Here is a 15,450-nt window from a genome sequence, read left to right as displayed (position 1 = left end):
ATATTCCTTTATGTAATTTATTCATCACAATAGAAAAAGCAGGGAAACCCCTGCTTAATCTGTACCCCTTGTAAAGGACAATTTTAAAAAAGGCTAGGCTGCGTTAAGAAGATGATCTCTGTATTGAACGGGGGTCATCTTTTTCATATTCCATTGGTATCTATAGGAGTTGTAGTATTTAATGGCAGTTTTTACTTCCCGTTTAAGATCTTTCAGTGTTTTACAGGATTTTATTTCAGCTAAATCTTTGAAATGACCAAAAAAGGATTCCTGTGGGGCGTTGTCCCAACAATTCCCCCTTCTGGACATGGACTGGCCCAGTCGATGTTTCTTCACCAACTTTTGATATACAGGGCTGGTATAATGACTCCCTTGATCAGAATGGATGTAGGCTCCTTTAGCCAGTTTAACCTTCCTATTCTTCTTTAACTTCTTAAGCGTGTCCATAGCGATGTCGAGCGTAATTCGATCCGAAACATTATGGGCCAATACTTCATTGGTAGAGGCATCTATAATGGTTGATAAATAAGCCCTTTCCCCTTTCCCGAAGTAGAGATATGTGATGTCTGTAAGCAGCACCTTATAAGGTACTTCCTGTTTGAACTCTCTGTTAAGCTGGTTCGAAACGACTTTGTGCTCCTGGGTGGCTTTCATAATACGCTTGTAAGGATTCGCTCTCCGGATAGGACATACAATGCCATACTTGTTCATGACTCTCCCGATTCTTTTAAGGTTATAGACAATATTAAATTGACCTGCCAGTATCATTTTAATTTGGCGGGCTCCTTTTTACGGTTCTTAAAGTGAAAGGCTTTGAGAATAACATCCCGGACAACTTCATCCTTTTTCTCTTTTTCCCTTCTTCGCTTTACTTGTTTCGCTGAAAAATAGTTATAGTAGCCTTGACGAGATACGCCTGCAGATTTACAAAGGTAAGTGATCATGTTTTTTAACTTATATTTCTCAATGATGTATCGAATGAGGACGAACTTCTGATCAGCTGATAAGATCAGTTCTTTTTCTTTAGCCCCCTTTCGGCGAACTTTATCTTTTTTAGCAATTCGTTCTCTGCTTTCAATAAATTATTTTCCGCCTCTAACCTTGCATATTTTTCTTCATTGGAAAGTTCTCTTTTCCTTGGTCTTCCTGATTGTCCTCTTCTTGCATCCTGAAGTCCCAGTGCTCCATTTTTACGATAGGCTTTCCCCCACCTTTCAGCAGAACATTTAATACGTCTAGTTCCAATAATCTCTGTATCAAACCCGTACTCTTCAAAAATCTCTCTAGAGAATTTCCCACGTTCCTTTTGAACAATAAACAGCTGCTTGAATTCATCAGTATAGGTGATGGCTTTTGAAGTAACGGACTTAACATAAGGATTTTTTGATAATAGTTCGATCTCTTTTTTTGTGAAGCATTTTTTACTCATGTGTGTTCTCCCATCCCATTTTTCACTCTAATTGTACACAAAAAGACCCTGCAGAGTAGACCTTTTTTTAATGTGTCTACTCTACAGGGTACAGTTTATCTTATCCTTATATTCTTTTGACATCTTTCTCTTAGACTGCTCTCTGTCCGAAATCTTCGCTTACTTCTTTACTTTTATCTAGTAAGCTTACAACGATAAACACAATTGTTGAAAGCGGAAGTGCGTAAAATAACGGATCAATATGTGTCCATGGGAATGCTAAGAGTGCATCTTTACCAAACATGGCGTTTGATAACCCGATGGCCCCGGACTCTGCAGCATGAAGGAACAAAAATCCGATAATACTTACCGCAAAGCCAGTAATGATGCTGTAGATAGCCCCAGCTCTAGTTGCACCTTTCCAATAGAGCGCGCCGATCAGTGCTGGCAAAAATCCTGCAGCACAAATTCCGAACCAGAATGCTGTTGCACGTGCGATGATTCCTCCAGGAAGAAGATAAGCAAGGATAATTGCAGCAATCACACCAACAATAACGCCAAGACGTGAAAGGCTTTTTTTACTCTTGAATCCTGCTTTGATTCCAAGCGTATTCATAATATCTTCACCGAAAGCGGTTGCCTGTACATGAATTAAGGAACTTACCGTTGAGATTGTAGCAGATAGCAATGTTAACGTAAACAGATAAACAAACCAATTTGGCATAATATCATTAATGAATATCGGGATAACTAAATCGGAATTCCCTCCTGCTGCACTTATCGCAAGTTGACCTGTTGTTTCCATGTAATATACGTTACTTAGAGGTCCAATCATGAAAGCAGCACCTGTCATGAAGAAGATGAAAATTCCACCGACTAGGACGGAACGATATAATGCACGGTCATCCTTTACCGTCATACAACGCATCGCAAGCTGTGGCTGTGCTAAAACTCCGATTCCAACACCCATAATGATCGTACTTACAAGTGTCCACCACAACGGAGAACCTAATGCCGGCATGCTCGTCCAACCTTGATGTCCACCTGCAGCAAGAGATTCAGGTACCATATCCTTGATTGCTGTTAAAGCAGCATGACCATCAATAACGCCTCCGACAGCTATGTATGTTACTACAAGGAACACAACCATTCCGATTAACATAATCACTGCACCGAATGCATCGGTATACATGACGGCTTTAATACCGCCGCTAATAACATACAATGCTACGATTGCTGCAAGAACGAATAAAGCAATATTAAAATTAATGGAAAGGGATTCTTGAAGGAAACGTCCACCCCCGATAAGCACGATACTCGTATATGCAGGCATGAAAATAAAGATCATTGCTCCCGCAAACACAGTAATAAACTTTGAATCATACCTTTTCCCTAACAATGAAGGAAAAGTCGTTGCATCAAGCTTTAAGGAGAGCCTTCGGATTTTGGTTCCGAATATGGCAAAGGCCACAAAAATGCCGAGGACGATATTCAGGAACGCCAACCATAAAAGACCCATTCCAAAAATAGATCCAACTCCGCCAAATCCAACAAGTGCTGAAGTACTGATGAAAGTGGCTCCATATGAAAGCGCCATAACAGCAGGATGGATATTGCGTCCCCCTACAAGGTAATCCGATTCAGTCGTCGTCTTTTTGTATCCATAATAAGCAAGACCCGTCATAATAGCCATGTAAACAAGAACCAACGGAATCAATACTGCCATATTCATTCAGCGTCACCCCCCCGATTCCACATTACTGCTCCAAAGATTGTACAACCGATAGCTGACAAAACAGTAAGGATCCATACTAATGCAATCGAAACACTTTCCATTCCCAACATCATGATCTCCTCCTAACGATTTTCCTTATCTTAAACCCTCTTTTCTATTGCAACGCCCTTCTTCTGGAACAGCGTGTACAAACACCTATGTAAGCGCATACAAAAAAACATTCGTAATATTCAATTAATTTTGGACGGATTAAGCTTGTCTCTCATTTTCAAGTACATATGAACAATCCCATATCGTGTTCTTTTGTCGGCTATAAATAGGACTAACTTCATAATCGCCAGAATTTGTAAGCAAATAGTTGTAGTTAATAAAATATTCGACGACTTCTCGTATTTCCCTTTAATATAAATGTTTTTGCTCTGATAAATGGATAAAATCAATGATTACTGATTGTTTCAACTTACTGAGCAACCAACTTTACTAATGACTATCCAACCTCGCTAATCCATAAAGTGCTGCTGGTTGATTGCTACTTTTTGCCCACCACTGATTTCCGTAATCGAAGTGCCACCACTCTTCTGGATAATTAGTAAATCCAACTGAAGTCATCGCCTGATATAGCATTCTTCGATTGGCCAAATACTCATTTTCCACGTCTAGTAATTTGCCATGTTCACTTTTTTCCTCATAAAACCGAGTCCGCGCCTGCTCCGAAAAATCATCAAAATCGGTTCCCATCGGTAAAGGTACACCTATCCCATCAACAATTGTAAGATCGACTGCACCTCCAGTTATGTGTGGGGCTGGGGTGTCATGATCATCAGATGGAAATGAGACAAATTGACGTGTGCCTTCGTGCAAACGCTCCTCGGACCAGTCCGGATGCTCAACTACAAGCTGGTTCAAATACGATTCATAAATATGCTGCTGAACTTTAAATGGACGCCAACCATCCCAAACAAGCAATCTATATCCATTAGGCAATTGCCCCGCAGCTTCTTCCAGCCTTTCTACGACACCTGACCGAACATAGATCTCATCAAGTGCACCTGGAATACCCATCTTTTTATACTGCGGTTTAGAAATGACTCGATTTAAACCTCTACTCTGAGTCGATACGAGCTTTTCTCCATTATCATGTATCTCAGTTTTTTTCCATTCCTTTACCGGGTGAAGTAATGGTATTGAATGCATATGGAGCCTCCATTCCGTCAGTTAACTTCGGTATTTTCCATGTATAAAATCAAGTCCGAAGCTTCCCTATGTGGTTTTTTATCAAAAAATTGAAACTTGAAAGACAAGCCTGGCCATAAAGGATGCAAAGGTACTTTCTACTTAAAAGGAAGACTTAGACCATTCCCAAAACGTCGATGTACTTCTTCCTGAAAAATCATACCTTCCAAACGTATAAGAAAAAGCAGGGAGGTCCCTGCTTATCCTAGTTTTCCTTTACTTCCGCCTTTTGCTCCGCCGCTGTGCATGGCGAACAGGTTCGTATCGACAGAGAAGTTCAATGACTCACGCTCACGATGGCGTTTCAATGCGATTTGTATCAAGTCTGTCGTAAGCTGCTTGAACGGTTTTCCTGTTGGCTCCCATAAATAGAACGACAGTGAGCCAGGAATCGTATTGATTTCATTCACATAAACCGATTCAGACGCTTTATCGATCAAAAAGTCGACCCGCGAAACTCCAGCACATCCAAGGATTTGGAACGTATCCTTTGCAAGACCTTGCACCTGGGCCGTAATTTCATCAGACAGTTCCGCAGGGATTTTACGATTCGTGCTTTCCATTCCTTTCGAGGAACCGCCGTCTTTGGAGCCTCCACCGCTCTGATATTTATCCTGATACGTTAAAATATCCGTGCTGCTCAATACTTCCTCGCACACTGAACTTTCCGCATCTTCATAATCACCGACGACCGAACAGTTGACTTCCTGCAAGTCTGTAACCATTTTTTCTACGACAAGCTTGGTTGCAAATCCCATTGCAAGTTCAACTGCTTCCTCAAGCTCTTCGCGGTCGGCAGCTTTACTGATTCCAACACTTGAGCCTAGGTTTGCTGGTTTTACAATGACCGGATAACCAAGCTCCTGCTCAACCTTACCGATCAATTCGTCTTGACGATTCAACCATTGAGAGGAGTAGAACCAAACGTAATCCAAAATCGGAACCCCTGAGTCTCGAAGGATCTGCTTCATCATCACTTTATCCATTCCGACTGCAGACGAGAACACATCACAGCCGACATACGGGAGGCCGTGCAGCTCAAGAAATCCTTGGAGCACACCGTCTTCACCATACGTACCATGGATGACAGGAAATGCAACATCGATTTCTGAAACGAACCGCTTACCGAACATACCTGTCGAATGCTTCTCAATGACCGGTCGCCCGCTATCATCGGTTGTAATGATGACTCGCTGACACTGCTTCAGCAAATCGCTCATATTTTTATAGTTATCAATTTCAAAAAGGGCTTCGCCAGTATACCAGTTTTTATTTTTACTAATGTAGATCGGAATCGGTTCGTATTGATCGTGGTCCATCGCATTAATCGCTTGTAGTGCTGAAATCACGGAGACTTCGTGTTCGACCGATACCCCACCAAAAAAGACACCAACTTTAATTTTCATTCACGCCAACCCCTATTCATTAAATGTATCTGGCAGGTCATTTTCAATCAGAACGACCGTCTTCTCTTTAGCTATTTCATTCATTTTTGCAATTGCGTCATCTAAATTTTGCGCCACGTAATATCGGGTTTCAGGGTACTGCTCTTCCTTTAACCCATCTTGAAGTGGTTTCGTTTGTTTTTTACCGACTAAAATCACATAATCGCAAGCCTTGGCAGCATGCTGTCCAAGCTTTTTGTTAAGCGCATACTCCTCATCGCCAAGCTCAATCATACCAGGCGTAATCAACACTTTGAATCCATCCATTTGCCCTAACACATCGAGTGCCATTTTCGAGCCGACTGGATTCGAATTGAACGCATCGTCGATGATCGTTATGTTCGATGCATGCTTCCGTATCTCCATACGGTGTGGTACAGGTGCGATCTTTTTGGCTGCGACCGCCATTTTTTCCTTCGGGACACCGAGTTCAGAAGCGACTGCAATAGCGGATAAAATGTTGTAAATGTTATGTTCACCAAGAAGTTTCGTTTGAATCGCAATCGTTGTTCCGTCTGTTCTTACAACGTTAAAAGAAGTCCCTTTTGCCGAGAACGAGATGTTCTCTGCCCGGTAATCAAGACCCTCAGAATGAATCCCGTAATAAACGACGCGGCAATTGCTTTTCGGCGTCATCGACATGATGTTTTTGTCGTCTTTATTTAAAAAGGCAACCCCGTCATCCGGCAATGTATCCACGATTTCGAATTTCGTTTTTTTAATAGTATCAAGTGTTTTGAACGTTTCAAGATGCTGTTCACCGATTGCAGTCACAATCGCATATTTATGATGAACAAGGTCACAAATTTCCTTAATATCGTATTCTTGCTTTGCACCCATTTCAGCAATGAAATAATTGTGGAACGGACGCAGCATGTTCCGAATTGTGATCGTAACGCCAAGCTTTGTGTTATAGCTCTCAGGCGTCATCAGAACATTATGATGAGACGAAACAATCGTATTCAGCACATGCTTCGTACTCGTTTTCCCGTAGCTGCCGGTTATTCCGATCACTTCAAGGTTTTTGGACTCTTTTATAATCCGTTCTGCATCGTTAAAATAATGCTGGTTGATCTGCTTTTCGATTGGAAGGTTGATCGAGTTTACAACGAGCACAACGTAAAAGCTTACTATATTAAGTGCAACAAACGTTAGTAATAAAGGAATCAGCACTAGGTTTTGAAGCATTTCAAAATAGAAGCTTAAACCGCCGATAAGCACGACAACAATCGCTGTAGTCGTCATCAAGCGCTTCACCCGAGCTGTTACCGCAAGCTTCTTCTTTTCTTTTCCCGTTTCTCGAACTAAGTATAAAATCAAATAAAGTGCAATAAACAAAAGAATCGCGACATTATCCAGGATATCGACAAATGCGACAATTACAGTTAATAGCGGAATAAAATCACGAATTTGAAACACCTTTCCGCGATTTTCCTTCATCCAACGTAAAAAGCGCTCGTTCCGATACGAGTTCTGCTGAAGCATATGGATGGCTCTTCGTAATCGTGATGCGGTATAAAGTCCCCAGAATACAACACCGACTAAAAACAATAGACTAAGCATCGTTCCACTCCTTATCTTTTTCAAGGAAGTTATCGATAATGACTAGAAATTCATTGAGCTTTTCAAGATATGAGTAATGCCCGACGTTTTTCAAAACAACAAGCCCTGCATTCGGGATCGCCCGTTCCATGATCTTCGCGTCTTCTACAGGAGTTGCGGTATCGTTTTCACCCCAAATAAGCAAGGTCGGAGCTTTAATTTCAGGCATGAACTTCTGGAGATCTTCGTTGACGACCTTCACCATCGTTTGCTGCATGACCCCGGAAACATTTTTGTAATCTGCTGAGCCCAGTTTACCTTTTACCTTGGTCAAAATGTCCTCCTTATAATTCCGGAGGATCGGCAGGTTCAGGATATTTTTGAAAAACTTATACGTGTAAACCTTCACATAGTAGTCCATCTTCCGCTTCGGCTTCACACCTGCACTGTCGACAAGGATGATTTTATGAACCGGATGATCCGTTGCGTATCGGATTGAAATCCTTCCGCCAAAGGAATGGCCCATAAGAATCGGGTTTTCAATGTTTAACTCAGTTATAAACTGCCCGAGCATATCTGTATAATTCTTAACGTCCCACGGTTCTGGAGGCTCTGGACTCTCACCGAAACCAGGAAAATCAATCGAATAGACTTTAAAATTCTTTTCTAAAAAATTGTGAACAGACTCGAAGCTTTGTAAACTCGTGCCCCATCCGTGCAGTAAAAGGATGCTTCTCCCCTCACCGGAGACACGGTAATTGACGTTGATGCCTCCAAGATCAATCTTCATCTATAAAAACGCTCCTTACAGAAAAATGAAATGGCTTACCTAAGTATTTATATCGAAAATTTAGTTATGTCACTAATTTTATCATAAGTTACCCCGTCAAGGACATTTCTCGCAGGTATTTTTCACGGCTACGTTCAGTATATTCCAATAGCCCATCATACGGAATTCAAAACCTGAATTTTCACTTCCATTTATATTCTTCGTTGATGGTAAATTATTTACGAGGATGTTTCCGCTTACACCAAGCGATCAACGATTCATTTATAAAAATGAATACTACATATATTACAAAAACGTTTCAAGATAATGTTTAACTATTACATTAATGGGAATGGCGTTAAATAAGAACGATAAATCAATTTACACAGGAGGTAGATAGTATCTTACGAAAGTTTCTCATGATCGGTGTTTTAGGTTCTGCATTAATTTTGAGTGCTTGTGGTGAAGAGGATGCACAAGGAGCCTCAGATAATGAAGGAAACGAAGAACCCGCTCAGGAAGAGACGATAAGTAACGATGAAACAAGTGAAATGAACGATAACAGGGATGAAGGAGAATCTGCCGAAGAGGCTACCGTTGGGGTACCGGTAACGATTGACGGTGCTGAAATTACTGTGGACAACCCTCTTTGGGTCACGAAAGCTGTCGAATACGATGAACCACAATATGATGGTTATTTTGTCATTAATGCGACTATTGAAAATAAAACCGATGAACCAATAGAAGGGCTTGACTACACCTTTACACTTCGTACGCCTGATGGTGAAATCTTCCAAGAAAGCTATGCATCACGTCAAGACACCAACTTCAGTGAAATAAGCAGCGTTCAACCGAACAGTAAAGTGAAAGGGCAAATCGCCTTTGATGTTCCTCAAAAAGACGAATACCAATTGGTCATCGACCCGAAAGTAGATGGTGATGAAGTCAAAATCACTATCCTTAAAGAGGACATTGCGATTCAATAATGGTATAAAACCCGGTGGATGCCGGGTTTCCGCCTACATACATTTGGGAATTGCCATGATATAATTGTAGGAATTCATTAAAAGGAGGAATGCTCTATGGCAAAAAGCCGAGCACAAAGGATCCGCCAAAAAAAAGTGCAGGAAGGGAAGTTAAACCCTGAATCAGGTCGCGGAACGTACGCTTTTGCAGACATGCGAACACGAACGACCAAAACAAAAAAAGACAAATTATATCAGAGGAAACATAAAGGCCGATTATCTAATCATTCAAATGATCATGATAACGGTCTTTATTTATGTATTAATCCATTTGACGAATTTTCGTGCCTACAAAAGTCAAAACAACCGCAGCAATCATGATCATAACGGAATATCGTCCAATCATGAAGAAATAATCTCCTACATTCATCAGTTCTGTTATTGCTTCATGGGTGAATTCCTTTTCCCTCTCACGTGGAATGAAAACAAACATAAGTGAAAATGAAATGATGAAACTGTAGATTCCTGTCTTAACTAGAAGCCGTTCCAATTTTGCAACCCCCTATTCAAACAACAATATTATCTCTTTAATATGATCTACCCTCGTAATTAATGGATTATTACTACGAGCGGATGGAGAAATCCAATACCCCTTCATTCTACATCTTACGGCAAGCTCCATATCACTTATCGAATCTCCTACTATAAAAGACTCACTCAAATTGATTTTAGGATACTTTTTTAACGCTTGGTCAACCATACCTTTGTTCGGTTTGATGCATACGCATCCTTCATCACGTCGATGTGGGCAGTGGAATACATCCGCCACGTTAACCCCGTATTCCCGAATATTATCAAGCATCTTATCGTTAATCCTCTTGTATTGAGCAAACGTAATATAACCTTCATTAATTAAATACTGATTCGTAATGATGATGATGTGGTAACCCTGTTTTCTTAAAACGGACAGCGTTTCAAGAGAGCCATCGATAAATTCAGGATCTTGTACGTGACTCCAATCTTCATCTGGATAATCACGAATAATCGTCCCATCACGATCGAAAAAGGCTGCTTTCATTCGTCACACCTCGAACATCAAGAGTCTTCTTTTAAAGAAATGACAGATAGTAGTTCTCCTGTCACCTTGTCTTCATCATTAAAATTCACTTTAATTAAACCAACCTCTGAAATCGTTCCTTTTAAAGGGGTGATCGCGCCATTACAATGTTCTACCGCTTTTAGAAGCTGTTCTTGATTTAAATACGCTGTTATCGTGCAGTGCGGTACCCAGTTTTCAGGTGAATAAAGAGAATTTCCACCATCCTTAAAAGGTTCAATAGCATCGTGAAAATTTTTGTGAAAATGGAGTAGGCTTTCAGATACTCGTGGTGCAAGATAAAGAATTCCGGTATTCAGAAAGATTCCTAGACTCGGAAATGTTAACTGGATTTGTTTGCAGTTAGAAAAATAAAGCTCCAACTCTGTTGCGAAAACTTTAACATCAATTTCTTCGAAGCTCGCAAATGTGATATGTGGTCTATATCCTTGTTCCCCTGTTGCATAGTCGGTGATATTCTGTTCAAATAGTTCATTGCCAATAGATTTGACATTTTGCTCGGTCTGTTTGTCCAAATACCCTACAACTGCATACATTTATAAAACTCCCTTACAACATCGGTTCAACTAAATCGATTCGATTTCCATACAAGTCTTCGAAGACGACTTCAATCCCCCACGGTACATCGGTAGGTCCGCCATGGAACTTCACACCTTTTTCCTTCATCTGCTTATAATCGCCGATACAGTCATCGGTACTGACCGTCAAGAAAACATGATCCGCTGCCTGCTTTCCAACAAGTGCTTTCTTTTCTTCAGTATCTGCTTTTACAAAGGTTATCAACATCGTATCCTGTTCTGGAGCATGTACGGTAACCCAGCGTTGTTCCGGGCCAAAATCGATATCTTCAGCTACCTCAAACCCAACTTTATCTCTGTAAAATTCAACTGCTTCATCATAATCATGGACAAGAACAGTCACGTGTCCCATCTTTTTAATCATGTTATCTTCCTCCTAGTTTCCTAATTTCGATCGTTCCTCATCAATTCTCTCTATACCAATTCGATCAAAAAGTGGTGTTACCTTTTTAATTTTCCCGTAACATATGTTGCTAATTAAGTACGAAACATAGTTCCACATTCATCACAAAATAAAAAACTCGCCCATTTTAAAAAATCAGGACGAGTAGAATCCAGTTTATTATGACTTTAATTATTTAAACTCTCATGTAAGGATTAGCTTAACTCATGCATTTACGACAGGGTGTTTCCTTAAACGATGGGTAGTGTTCACTCCAATATTGTACCCAGTAATAGCTTCCATGCTTTTCTTTGTTCGTCAGGACTTTTCGGATGAAATTCTCTTCCTTCACCCAAGAACAACCAACAGAATGAACTTTAACAGGGTTTGCATTATCCAAAATAATAAAGAACCCTATACCCTGCCTCTGTATGTGCTGAAAATCGTTCAAGTGTTTGACTAGCCTCATGCCGTCACCACCCAACATTGGATTATATTAATAATTTCAGCATCCCTGTCGAAACTCCTTTATTTTTATACATATTCAAAATATAAAATTTGAACAGTCCCGCCTATATTCCAACCTTAACAACATCAGTCCGGCTCTGATCCAAATACCAATCTGAGGTTTCAGTCAAATCAATCGTTGTTTTTTTCAATTCAACAGATTCAGACAAAACTTCGATTAGGACCTCACCTTTAGGGGAAACAATCATTGTCGGACATCCCTGCTGCTCATGTGCAACATTTGATACGAGCACAAAGCGCTGATTTTCAGCAGCCCTGCTTACTAGATGGCTTTTCCATACGTATGCATTTTCAGTTGAGGTCACGTTTGTTAAGTAGGCAATGAACTGAGCCCCTTGTAAACTTAAAAACTTCCATTGTTCAGGAAAACGGATTTCCCTGCAGAGCTGTATGCCGAATTTTATTACATTCTGTTGGACTTGCATTTCAAATACAGTTAAATGATTACCCGCAGTAAAAACCTCTCGCTCATGTGTTGCAAGGTTCACTTTATAATGGATACTCAACTTTCCTTCAGGTGAAACATAGATTCCAGCATTATACCATTTTTCATCCTTAAATAAGCAAGATCCAAATACGAGATGGATCCGACGTTCCTTCACTTTCTGGACGATGGTTTCTATCGCTTCAACTAGTTCTATTTGATCAATTGATTTTAAAAAGCTGAGATCATCCGAGTAACCTGATAAAGCTCCTTCAGGCAAGATTAGAAGTTCTTCTACCTCTACTTGATTAATCATATTGAGGATATGGTTAAGGTTATGCTCGATATCGAAATTCATTGCAAATTGTCCCACGTGGACGTTCAGTTTCATATTAGTTGGAACTCCTTCTTTAATAATTAGTTTTAATTATGAGGAGGCTCTTCCAAAGATGCCTTCGATTGACTACCCGAAACGTGATTTTGCCCGAGTTTTTCAATTGCTTGGATAAGCCGTTCATCATTATTGGTTTTCCGCTTCATAAAGTTCATCACTTTAAAGGTTAATACAATTGACAAAATGACTGCAAACAGTATAAATAGGAAGTAAATAATTCCGATTACCGAAGTAAGTGCGGTCCACATTCCTATATCATCCATTTTGATCATCTCCTTATCATTACTATTCTATTATTAGATGAGTTTCATTAATTGTCAAAACTTGGATTACCTTTATTTGATAAAATAAAAAATAAAGTATTAAAGAAAAGTGGTGTGATTGTTATGGGGCGGGTCTTTTCACCAGAAATGTTAGTCAACTTTCAACTGTTTTCAGCTGGGCATTTTGCAATGCTCGGTTTGTTTGTCGTTCTTTTAGCTTCTATTATTTTTTTTCGAGCGAAAATCCGTACAAGTTCATTGACTCAAAATCTATTTCGCTGGACTTTTTTAACCATTCTCGTACTATCTGAAGTTACTTTTCAAATCTGGTGCTTTCGTTATGGGGTCTGGGATCCGACCATCCATATTCCTGTTCAATTATGCTCGATAAGCACATTTTTAGCGATTTATTTTTTACTAAAGCCTTCCGCAGAACGCTTTGAATTTCTTTACTATATCGCGCTCATCCCGCCGCTCTTGGCCATCATCACACCTGATTTACTTTACGGATTCCCGCATTATCGGTTTTCGAAATTTTTCCTGCAGCACATAGCGTTACCGTTAACCGTATTGTTTTATGCTATTGTGCAAGGGTATCGTCCTACATTTACAGCGATTTGGAAGTCTGCATTACTCATTAACGTTTTAGCGCTCCCAATTGCATTGTTGAATGAGAAAATCGGCTCAAATTATATGTTTCTAGAAGGTCCACCGATTACGAACACCCCTTTAAGTTGGTTCGGGGACGGAGGCTGGATGTATATTCTAAGCCTTGCAGTCGTAACGATCGTTGTATTCATAGTTACGTATTTGCCGTTTGTATTTATACGGAAAGCGACGATTACGTCCTATTCGGTGGGCATTCCCCTAATTTTTGTTAATTCCATATCCGATTACGTCCTATTCGGTGAGCATTCCCCTAATTTTTGTTAATTTCATATCCGAATACGTCCTATTCAGCGCACATTCTCCTAATTTTTGTTAATTACATATCCGATTACGTCCTATTCAGCGCACATTATCCTAATTTTTGTTAATTACATATCCGATTACGTCCTATTCGGTGCATATTCCCCTAATTTTTGTTAATCCCATATCCGATTACGTCCTATTCAGCGCACATTATCCTAATTTTTGTTAATTCCATATCGGACATTAGTCGAACAACCATTACAGGATGATCGGACAGCATCCATGTAATTTTAACCATTTTTCCAATTCACAGGCATTCTGATTGTATTTCGATTCAAATGGTACTAAACTTGTTCTATTCTAATTGTTTTTTACTTGAATCGAGGTCCTCATCATGAACGAAGAACAAAGAAAAGAACAGGTTATTGGGGTTGCTGCGACTGCTGGGGCGTACATTCTATGGGGATTTCTTCCGCTCTATTGGAAGCTTGTCGACCATGTCCCATCAGGAGAGGTTCTCGCCCACAGAATCATCTGGTCCTTTGCATTTATGCTCTTTATTCTTTTTTTAATGCGGAGATTGAAGAAGTTTGTCCGCGAGCTGAAAGAACTCGCATCCAATCGGAAAAAGCTGTTCGGCATCATTTTTGCTTCATTATTTATCAGTTTAAACTGGTTTTCTTACATTTGGGCTGTGAACAATGATCATGTAGTCGAAGCAAGTCTCGGATACTACATTAATCCGCTTATAAGTGTGCTATTAGGGATCATTGTTTTAAAAGAACGACTTTCCTTTTGGCAGCTCGTATCCTTTTTACTCGCTTTGGCCGGTGTCTTGAATCTGACCTTACATTTCGGGTCATTCCCATGGGTCGCATTCTCACTAGCTCTAAGCTTTGGTTTTTATGGTTTGTTAAAAAAGCTGGTGGCTCTCGGGGCATTAACCGGACTTACAATTGAAACGATGCTGATCACACCAGTAGCTCTTATTTACATTGGGATGATTGGCGGAAATGGAACAAGTGCATTTCAATTTGGCGATATGAGTACAGCGTTACTTCTTTTCGGGGCAGGAGTTGTAACAGCCATCCCATTGTTGCTGTTTGCGACAGGTGCCAACCGAATTTCGTTATCGATGATCGGGTTCCTCCAATACATCGCGCCGACAATTATGCTGTTTCTAGGGATATTCCTGTATGATGAGCCATTCTCACAAGTTCATCTCATATCGTTTATCTTCATCTGGACAGCACTTGCGATTTTCTCGTTTGCAAACACAAAACTGCTCGCACGATTTGAGCCAAGACTATCAAAAGCAAAATCCTATAATTAATAAAAAACGGGGCAGCCTTTTTGAGGTGCCCCGTTTTATGAAAAGATGATGAATGCATCTATGGTTATTTTAAGAAGAAAGATGATAATAGTCGTCTTAAGAAACAATGAATATCTTAGTTCACGATTATTGCCTTTTAAAAGGTACTTTAATAATTTTTCCAAGAAGTGTAGAACCGTCATTACAAAAAGTAATATAAGAAACAACGCGAAATAATCATCAATCGGATTTGTTGTGATATAAAGGACGATAATCAAACCGATCGAATATGTAATCAAGCCACTTAGATAAAATTCTTCCCTCCGACGGAACATATTTTTTAAAAATTGTTTAGTTTTTCCCATTCTGATCTCCAACCTTTGAAAGCTTTACTTTAAATAGATAAACACGGTCGTATCGTTTAATTTCTTCAATGAAATCTC

Annotated in this window: 17 protein-coding genes and 1 pseudogene; 3 read left to right on the top strand and 15 right to left on the bottom strand. The window is 40.0% G+C overall.

Annotation, left to right across the window (positions count from 1 at the left end):
• Positions 1–93: 93 nt before the first annotated feature.
• The 7 genes and pseudogenes from MOJ78_RS03095 to MOJ78_RS03070 all read right to left on the bottom strand — a co-directional run bounded on the left by MOJ78_RS03095 (position 94) and on the right by MOJ78_RS03070 (position 8,153).
• Positions 94–1,429 (bottom strand): annotated as a pseudogene (locus MOJ78_RS03095) (IS3 family transposase).
• A gap of 130 nt (positions 1,430–1,559) precedes the next feature.
• On the bottom strand, positions 1,560–3,140 hold the full coding sequence (locus MOJ78_RS03090) for a sodium:solute symporter family protein (protein WP_304979775.1): 1,581 nt from the start codon (positions 3,138–3,140) through the stop codon (positions 1,560–1,562).
• Complete coding sequence (locus MOJ78_RS20855; RefSeq protein ID WP_370529758.1) at positions 3,137–3,256, bottom strand: symporter small accessory protein; 120 nt, start codon at positions 3,254–3,256, stop codon at positions 3,137–3,139. The genes MOJ78_RS03090 and MOJ78_RS20855 overlap by 4 nt, the downstream gene beginning before the upstream one ends.
• Positions 3,257–3,623: 367 nt before the next feature.
• Complete coding sequence (locus MOJ78_RS03085; RefSeq protein WP_304979774.1) at positions 3,624–4,337, bottom strand: M15 family metallopeptidase; 714 nt, start codon at positions 4,335–4,337, stop codon at positions 3,624–3,626.
• A 239-nt stretch (positions 4,338–4,576) separates the two neighbouring features.
• Positions 4,577–5,782: a D-alanine--D-alanine ligase family protein gene (locus MOJ78_RS03080; RefSeq protein WP_304979773.1), complete on the bottom strand. Its 1,206-nt coding sequence runs from the start codon at positions 5,780–5,782 to the stop codon at positions 4,577–4,579.
• 12 nt (positions 5,783–5,794) lie between these two features.
• Positions 5,795–7,384 (bottom strand): UDP-N-acetylmuramoyl-tripeptide--D-alanyl-D-alanine ligase, encoded by a 1,590-nt coding sequence (gene murF, locus MOJ78_RS03075; RefSeq protein WP_304979772.1) that lies wholly within the window; start codon positions 7,382–7,384, stop codon positions 5,795–5,797.
• Complete coding sequence (locus MOJ78_RS03070) at positions 7,377–8,153, bottom strand: alpha/beta fold hydrolase (protein ID WP_304979771.1); 777 nt, start codon at positions 8,151–8,153, stop codon at positions 7,377–7,379. The genes murF and MOJ78_RS03070 overlap by 8 nt, the downstream gene beginning before the upstream one ends.
• 398 nt (positions 8,154–8,551) lie before the next feature.
• Here MOJ78_RS03070 and MOJ78_RS03065 point away from each other — a divergent pair, with 398 nt between their 5' ends.
• A complete protein-coding gene (locus tag MOJ78_RS03065) occupies positions 8,552–9,118 on the top strand; it encodes a DUF4352 domain-containing protein (RefSeq protein ID WP_304979770.1) in 567 nt (188 codons plus the stop codon).
• A gap of 301 nt (positions 9,119–9,419) precedes the next feature.
• Here the strand turns inward: MOJ78_RS03065 and MOJ78_RS03055 are convergent, their stop codons facing one another.
• The 7 genes from MOJ78_RS03055 to MOJ78_RS03025 form a co-directional block, all read right to left on the bottom strand.
• A complete protein-coding gene (locus tag MOJ78_RS03055; protein ID WP_304979768.1) occupies positions 9,420–9,647 on the bottom strand; it encodes a hypothetical protein in 228 nt (75 codons plus the stop codon).
• Positions 9,648–9,659: 12 nt separating this feature from the next.
• A complete protein-coding gene (locus MOJ78_RS03050) occupies positions 9,660–10,175 on the bottom strand; it encodes a D-glycero-alpha-D-manno-heptose-1,7-bisphosphate 7-phosphatase (protein ID WP_304979767.1) in 516 nt (171 codons plus the stop codon).
• A 17-nt stretch (positions 10,176–10,192) separates the two neighbouring features.
• Positions 10,193–10,750 carry a 2'-5' RNA ligase family protein gene (locus MOJ78_RS03045; RefSeq protein WP_304979766.1) on the bottom strand — a complete coding sequence of 186 codons (558 nt, stop codon included), beginning with the start codon at positions 10,748–10,750 and terminating at the stop codon, positions 10,193–10,195.
• Between the two features lie 13 nt (positions 10,751–10,763).
• Positions 10,764–11,156 carry a VOC family protein gene (locus MOJ78_RS03040; RefSeq protein ID WP_304979765.1) on the bottom strand — a complete coding sequence of 131 codons (393 nt, stop codon included), beginning with the start codon at positions 11,154–11,156 and terminating at the stop codon, positions 10,764–10,766.
• 238 nt (positions 11,157–11,394) lie between these two features.
• The gene (locus MOJ78_RS03035) at positions 11,395–11,643 is read right to left on the bottom strand and encodes a hypothetical protein (protein ID WP_304979764.1); all 249 of its coding nucleotides are present in this window, start codon (positions 11,641–11,643) and stop codon (positions 11,395–11,397) included.
• Positions 11,644–11,746: 103 nt separating this feature from the next.
• Positions 11,747–12,517: a carbon-nitrogen hydrolase family protein gene (locus tag MOJ78_RS03030; RefSeq protein WP_304979763.1), complete on the bottom strand. Its 771-nt coding sequence runs from the start codon at positions 12,515–12,517 to the stop codon at positions 11,747–11,749.
• Positions 12,518–12,549: 32 nt separating this feature from the next.
• Entirely contained in the window at positions 12,550–12,783 is a 234-nt protein-coding gene (locus MOJ78_RS03025) for a hypothetical protein (protein ID WP_304979762.1), read from the bottom strand.
• Positions 12,784–12,834: 51 nt separating this feature from the next.
• Between MOJ78_RS03025 and MOJ78_RS03020 the strand changes: the two genes are divergently transcribed.
• Both MOJ78_RS03020 and rarD read left to right on the top strand, forming a co-directional pair.
• Complete coding sequence (locus MOJ78_RS03020) at positions 12,835–13,716, top strand: YwaF family protein (protein ID WP_304979761.1); 882 nt, start codon at positions 12,835–12,837, stop codon at positions 13,714–13,716.
• Positions 13,717–14,089: 373 nt separating this feature from the next.
• Positions 14,090–15,028 (top strand): EamA family transporter RarD, encoded by a 939-nt coding sequence (rarD, locus tag MOJ78_RS03015; RefSeq protein ID WP_304979760.1) that lies wholly within the window; start codon positions 14,090–14,092, stop codon positions 15,026–15,028.
• Between the two features lie 35 nt (positions 15,029–15,063).
• Here rarD and MOJ78_RS03010 read toward each other — a convergent pair whose 3' ends face one another.
• On the bottom strand, positions 15,064–15,372 hold the full coding sequence (locus MOJ78_RS03010; protein ID WP_304979759.1) for a hypothetical protein: 309 nt from the start codon (positions 15,370–15,372) through the stop codon (positions 15,064–15,066).
• Between the last annotated feature and the right edge of the window lie 78 nt (positions 15,373–15,450).

This window comes from Alkalihalobacillus sp. AL-G (assembly GCF_030643805.1).
Taxonomy (GTDB): domain Bacteria; phylum Bacillota; class Bacilli; order Bacillales; family Fictibacillaceae; genus Pseudalkalibacillus.
Note: the sequence above shows the minus strand (reverse complement) of the source record. Positions and strands in the feature narration are given on the sequence as shown.

What these genes read in the sequence shown, in the direction of transcription:
- MOJ78_RS03070 (WP_304979771.1), bottom strand. Translation starts at nt 8,153, where the DNA reads ATGAAGATTGATCTTGGAGGCATCAACGTCAATTACCGTGTCTCCGGT.
- MOJ78_RS03090 (WP_304979775.1), bottom strand. Translation starts at nt 3,140, where the DNA reads ATGAATATGGCAGTATTGATTCCGTTGGTTCTTGTTTACATGGCTATT.
- MOJ78_RS03045 (WP_304979766.1), bottom strand. Translation starts at nt 10,750, where the DNA reads ATGTATGCAGTTGTAGGGTATTTGGACAAACAGACCGAGCAAAATGTC.
- MOJ78_RS03085 (WP_304979774.1), bottom strand. Translation starts at nt 4,337, where the DNA reads ATGCATTCAATACCATTACTTCACCCGGTAAAGGAATGGAAAAAAACT.
- MOJ78_RS03040 (WP_304979765.1), bottom strand. Translation starts at nt 11,156, where the DNA reads ATGATTAAAAAGATGGGACACGTGACTGTTCTTGTCCATGATTATGAT.
- MOJ78_RS03035 (WP_304979764.1), bottom strand. Translation starts at nt 11,643, where the DNA reads ATGAGGCTAGTCAAACACTTGAACGATTTTCAGCACATACAGAGGCAG.
- murF (WP_304979772.1), bottom strand. Translation starts at nt 7,384, where the DNA reads ATGCTTAGTCTATTGTTTTTAGTCGGTGTTGTATTCTGGGGACTTTAT.
- MOJ78_RS03025 (WP_304979762.1), bottom strand. Translation starts at nt 12,783, where the DNA reads ATGGATGATATAGGAATGTGGACCGCACTTACTTCGGTAATCGGAATT.
- rarD (WP_304979760.1), top strand. Translation starts at nt 14,090, where the DNA reads ATGAACGAAGAACAAAGAAAAGAACAGGTTATTGGGGTTGCTGCGACT.
- MOJ78_RS03065 (WP_304979770.1), top strand. Translation starts at nt 8,552, where the DNA reads ATGATCGGTGTTTTAGGTTCTGCATTAATTTTGAGTGCTTGTGGTGAA.
- MOJ78_RS03080 (WP_304979773.1), bottom strand. Translation starts at nt 5,782, where the DNA reads ATGAAAATTAAAGTTGGTGTCTTTTTTGGTGGGGTATCGGTCGAACAC.
- MOJ78_RS03030 (WP_304979763.1), bottom strand. Translation starts at nt 12,517, where the DNA reads ATGAAACTGAACGTCCACGTGGGACAATTTGCAATGAATTTCGATATC.
- MOJ78_RS03050 (WP_304979767.1), bottom strand. Translation starts at nt 10,175, where the DNA reads ATGAAAGCAGCCTTTTTCGATCGTGATGGGACGATTATTCGTGATTAT.
- MOJ78_RS03010 (WP_304979759.1), bottom strand. Translation starts at nt 15,372, where the DNA reads ATGGGAAAAACTAAACAATTTTTAAAAAATATGTTCCGTCGGAGGGAA.
- MOJ78_RS20855 (WP_370529758.1), bottom strand. Translation starts at nt 3,256, where the DNA reads ATGATGTTGGGAATGGAAAGTGTTTCGATTGCATTAGTATGGATCCTT.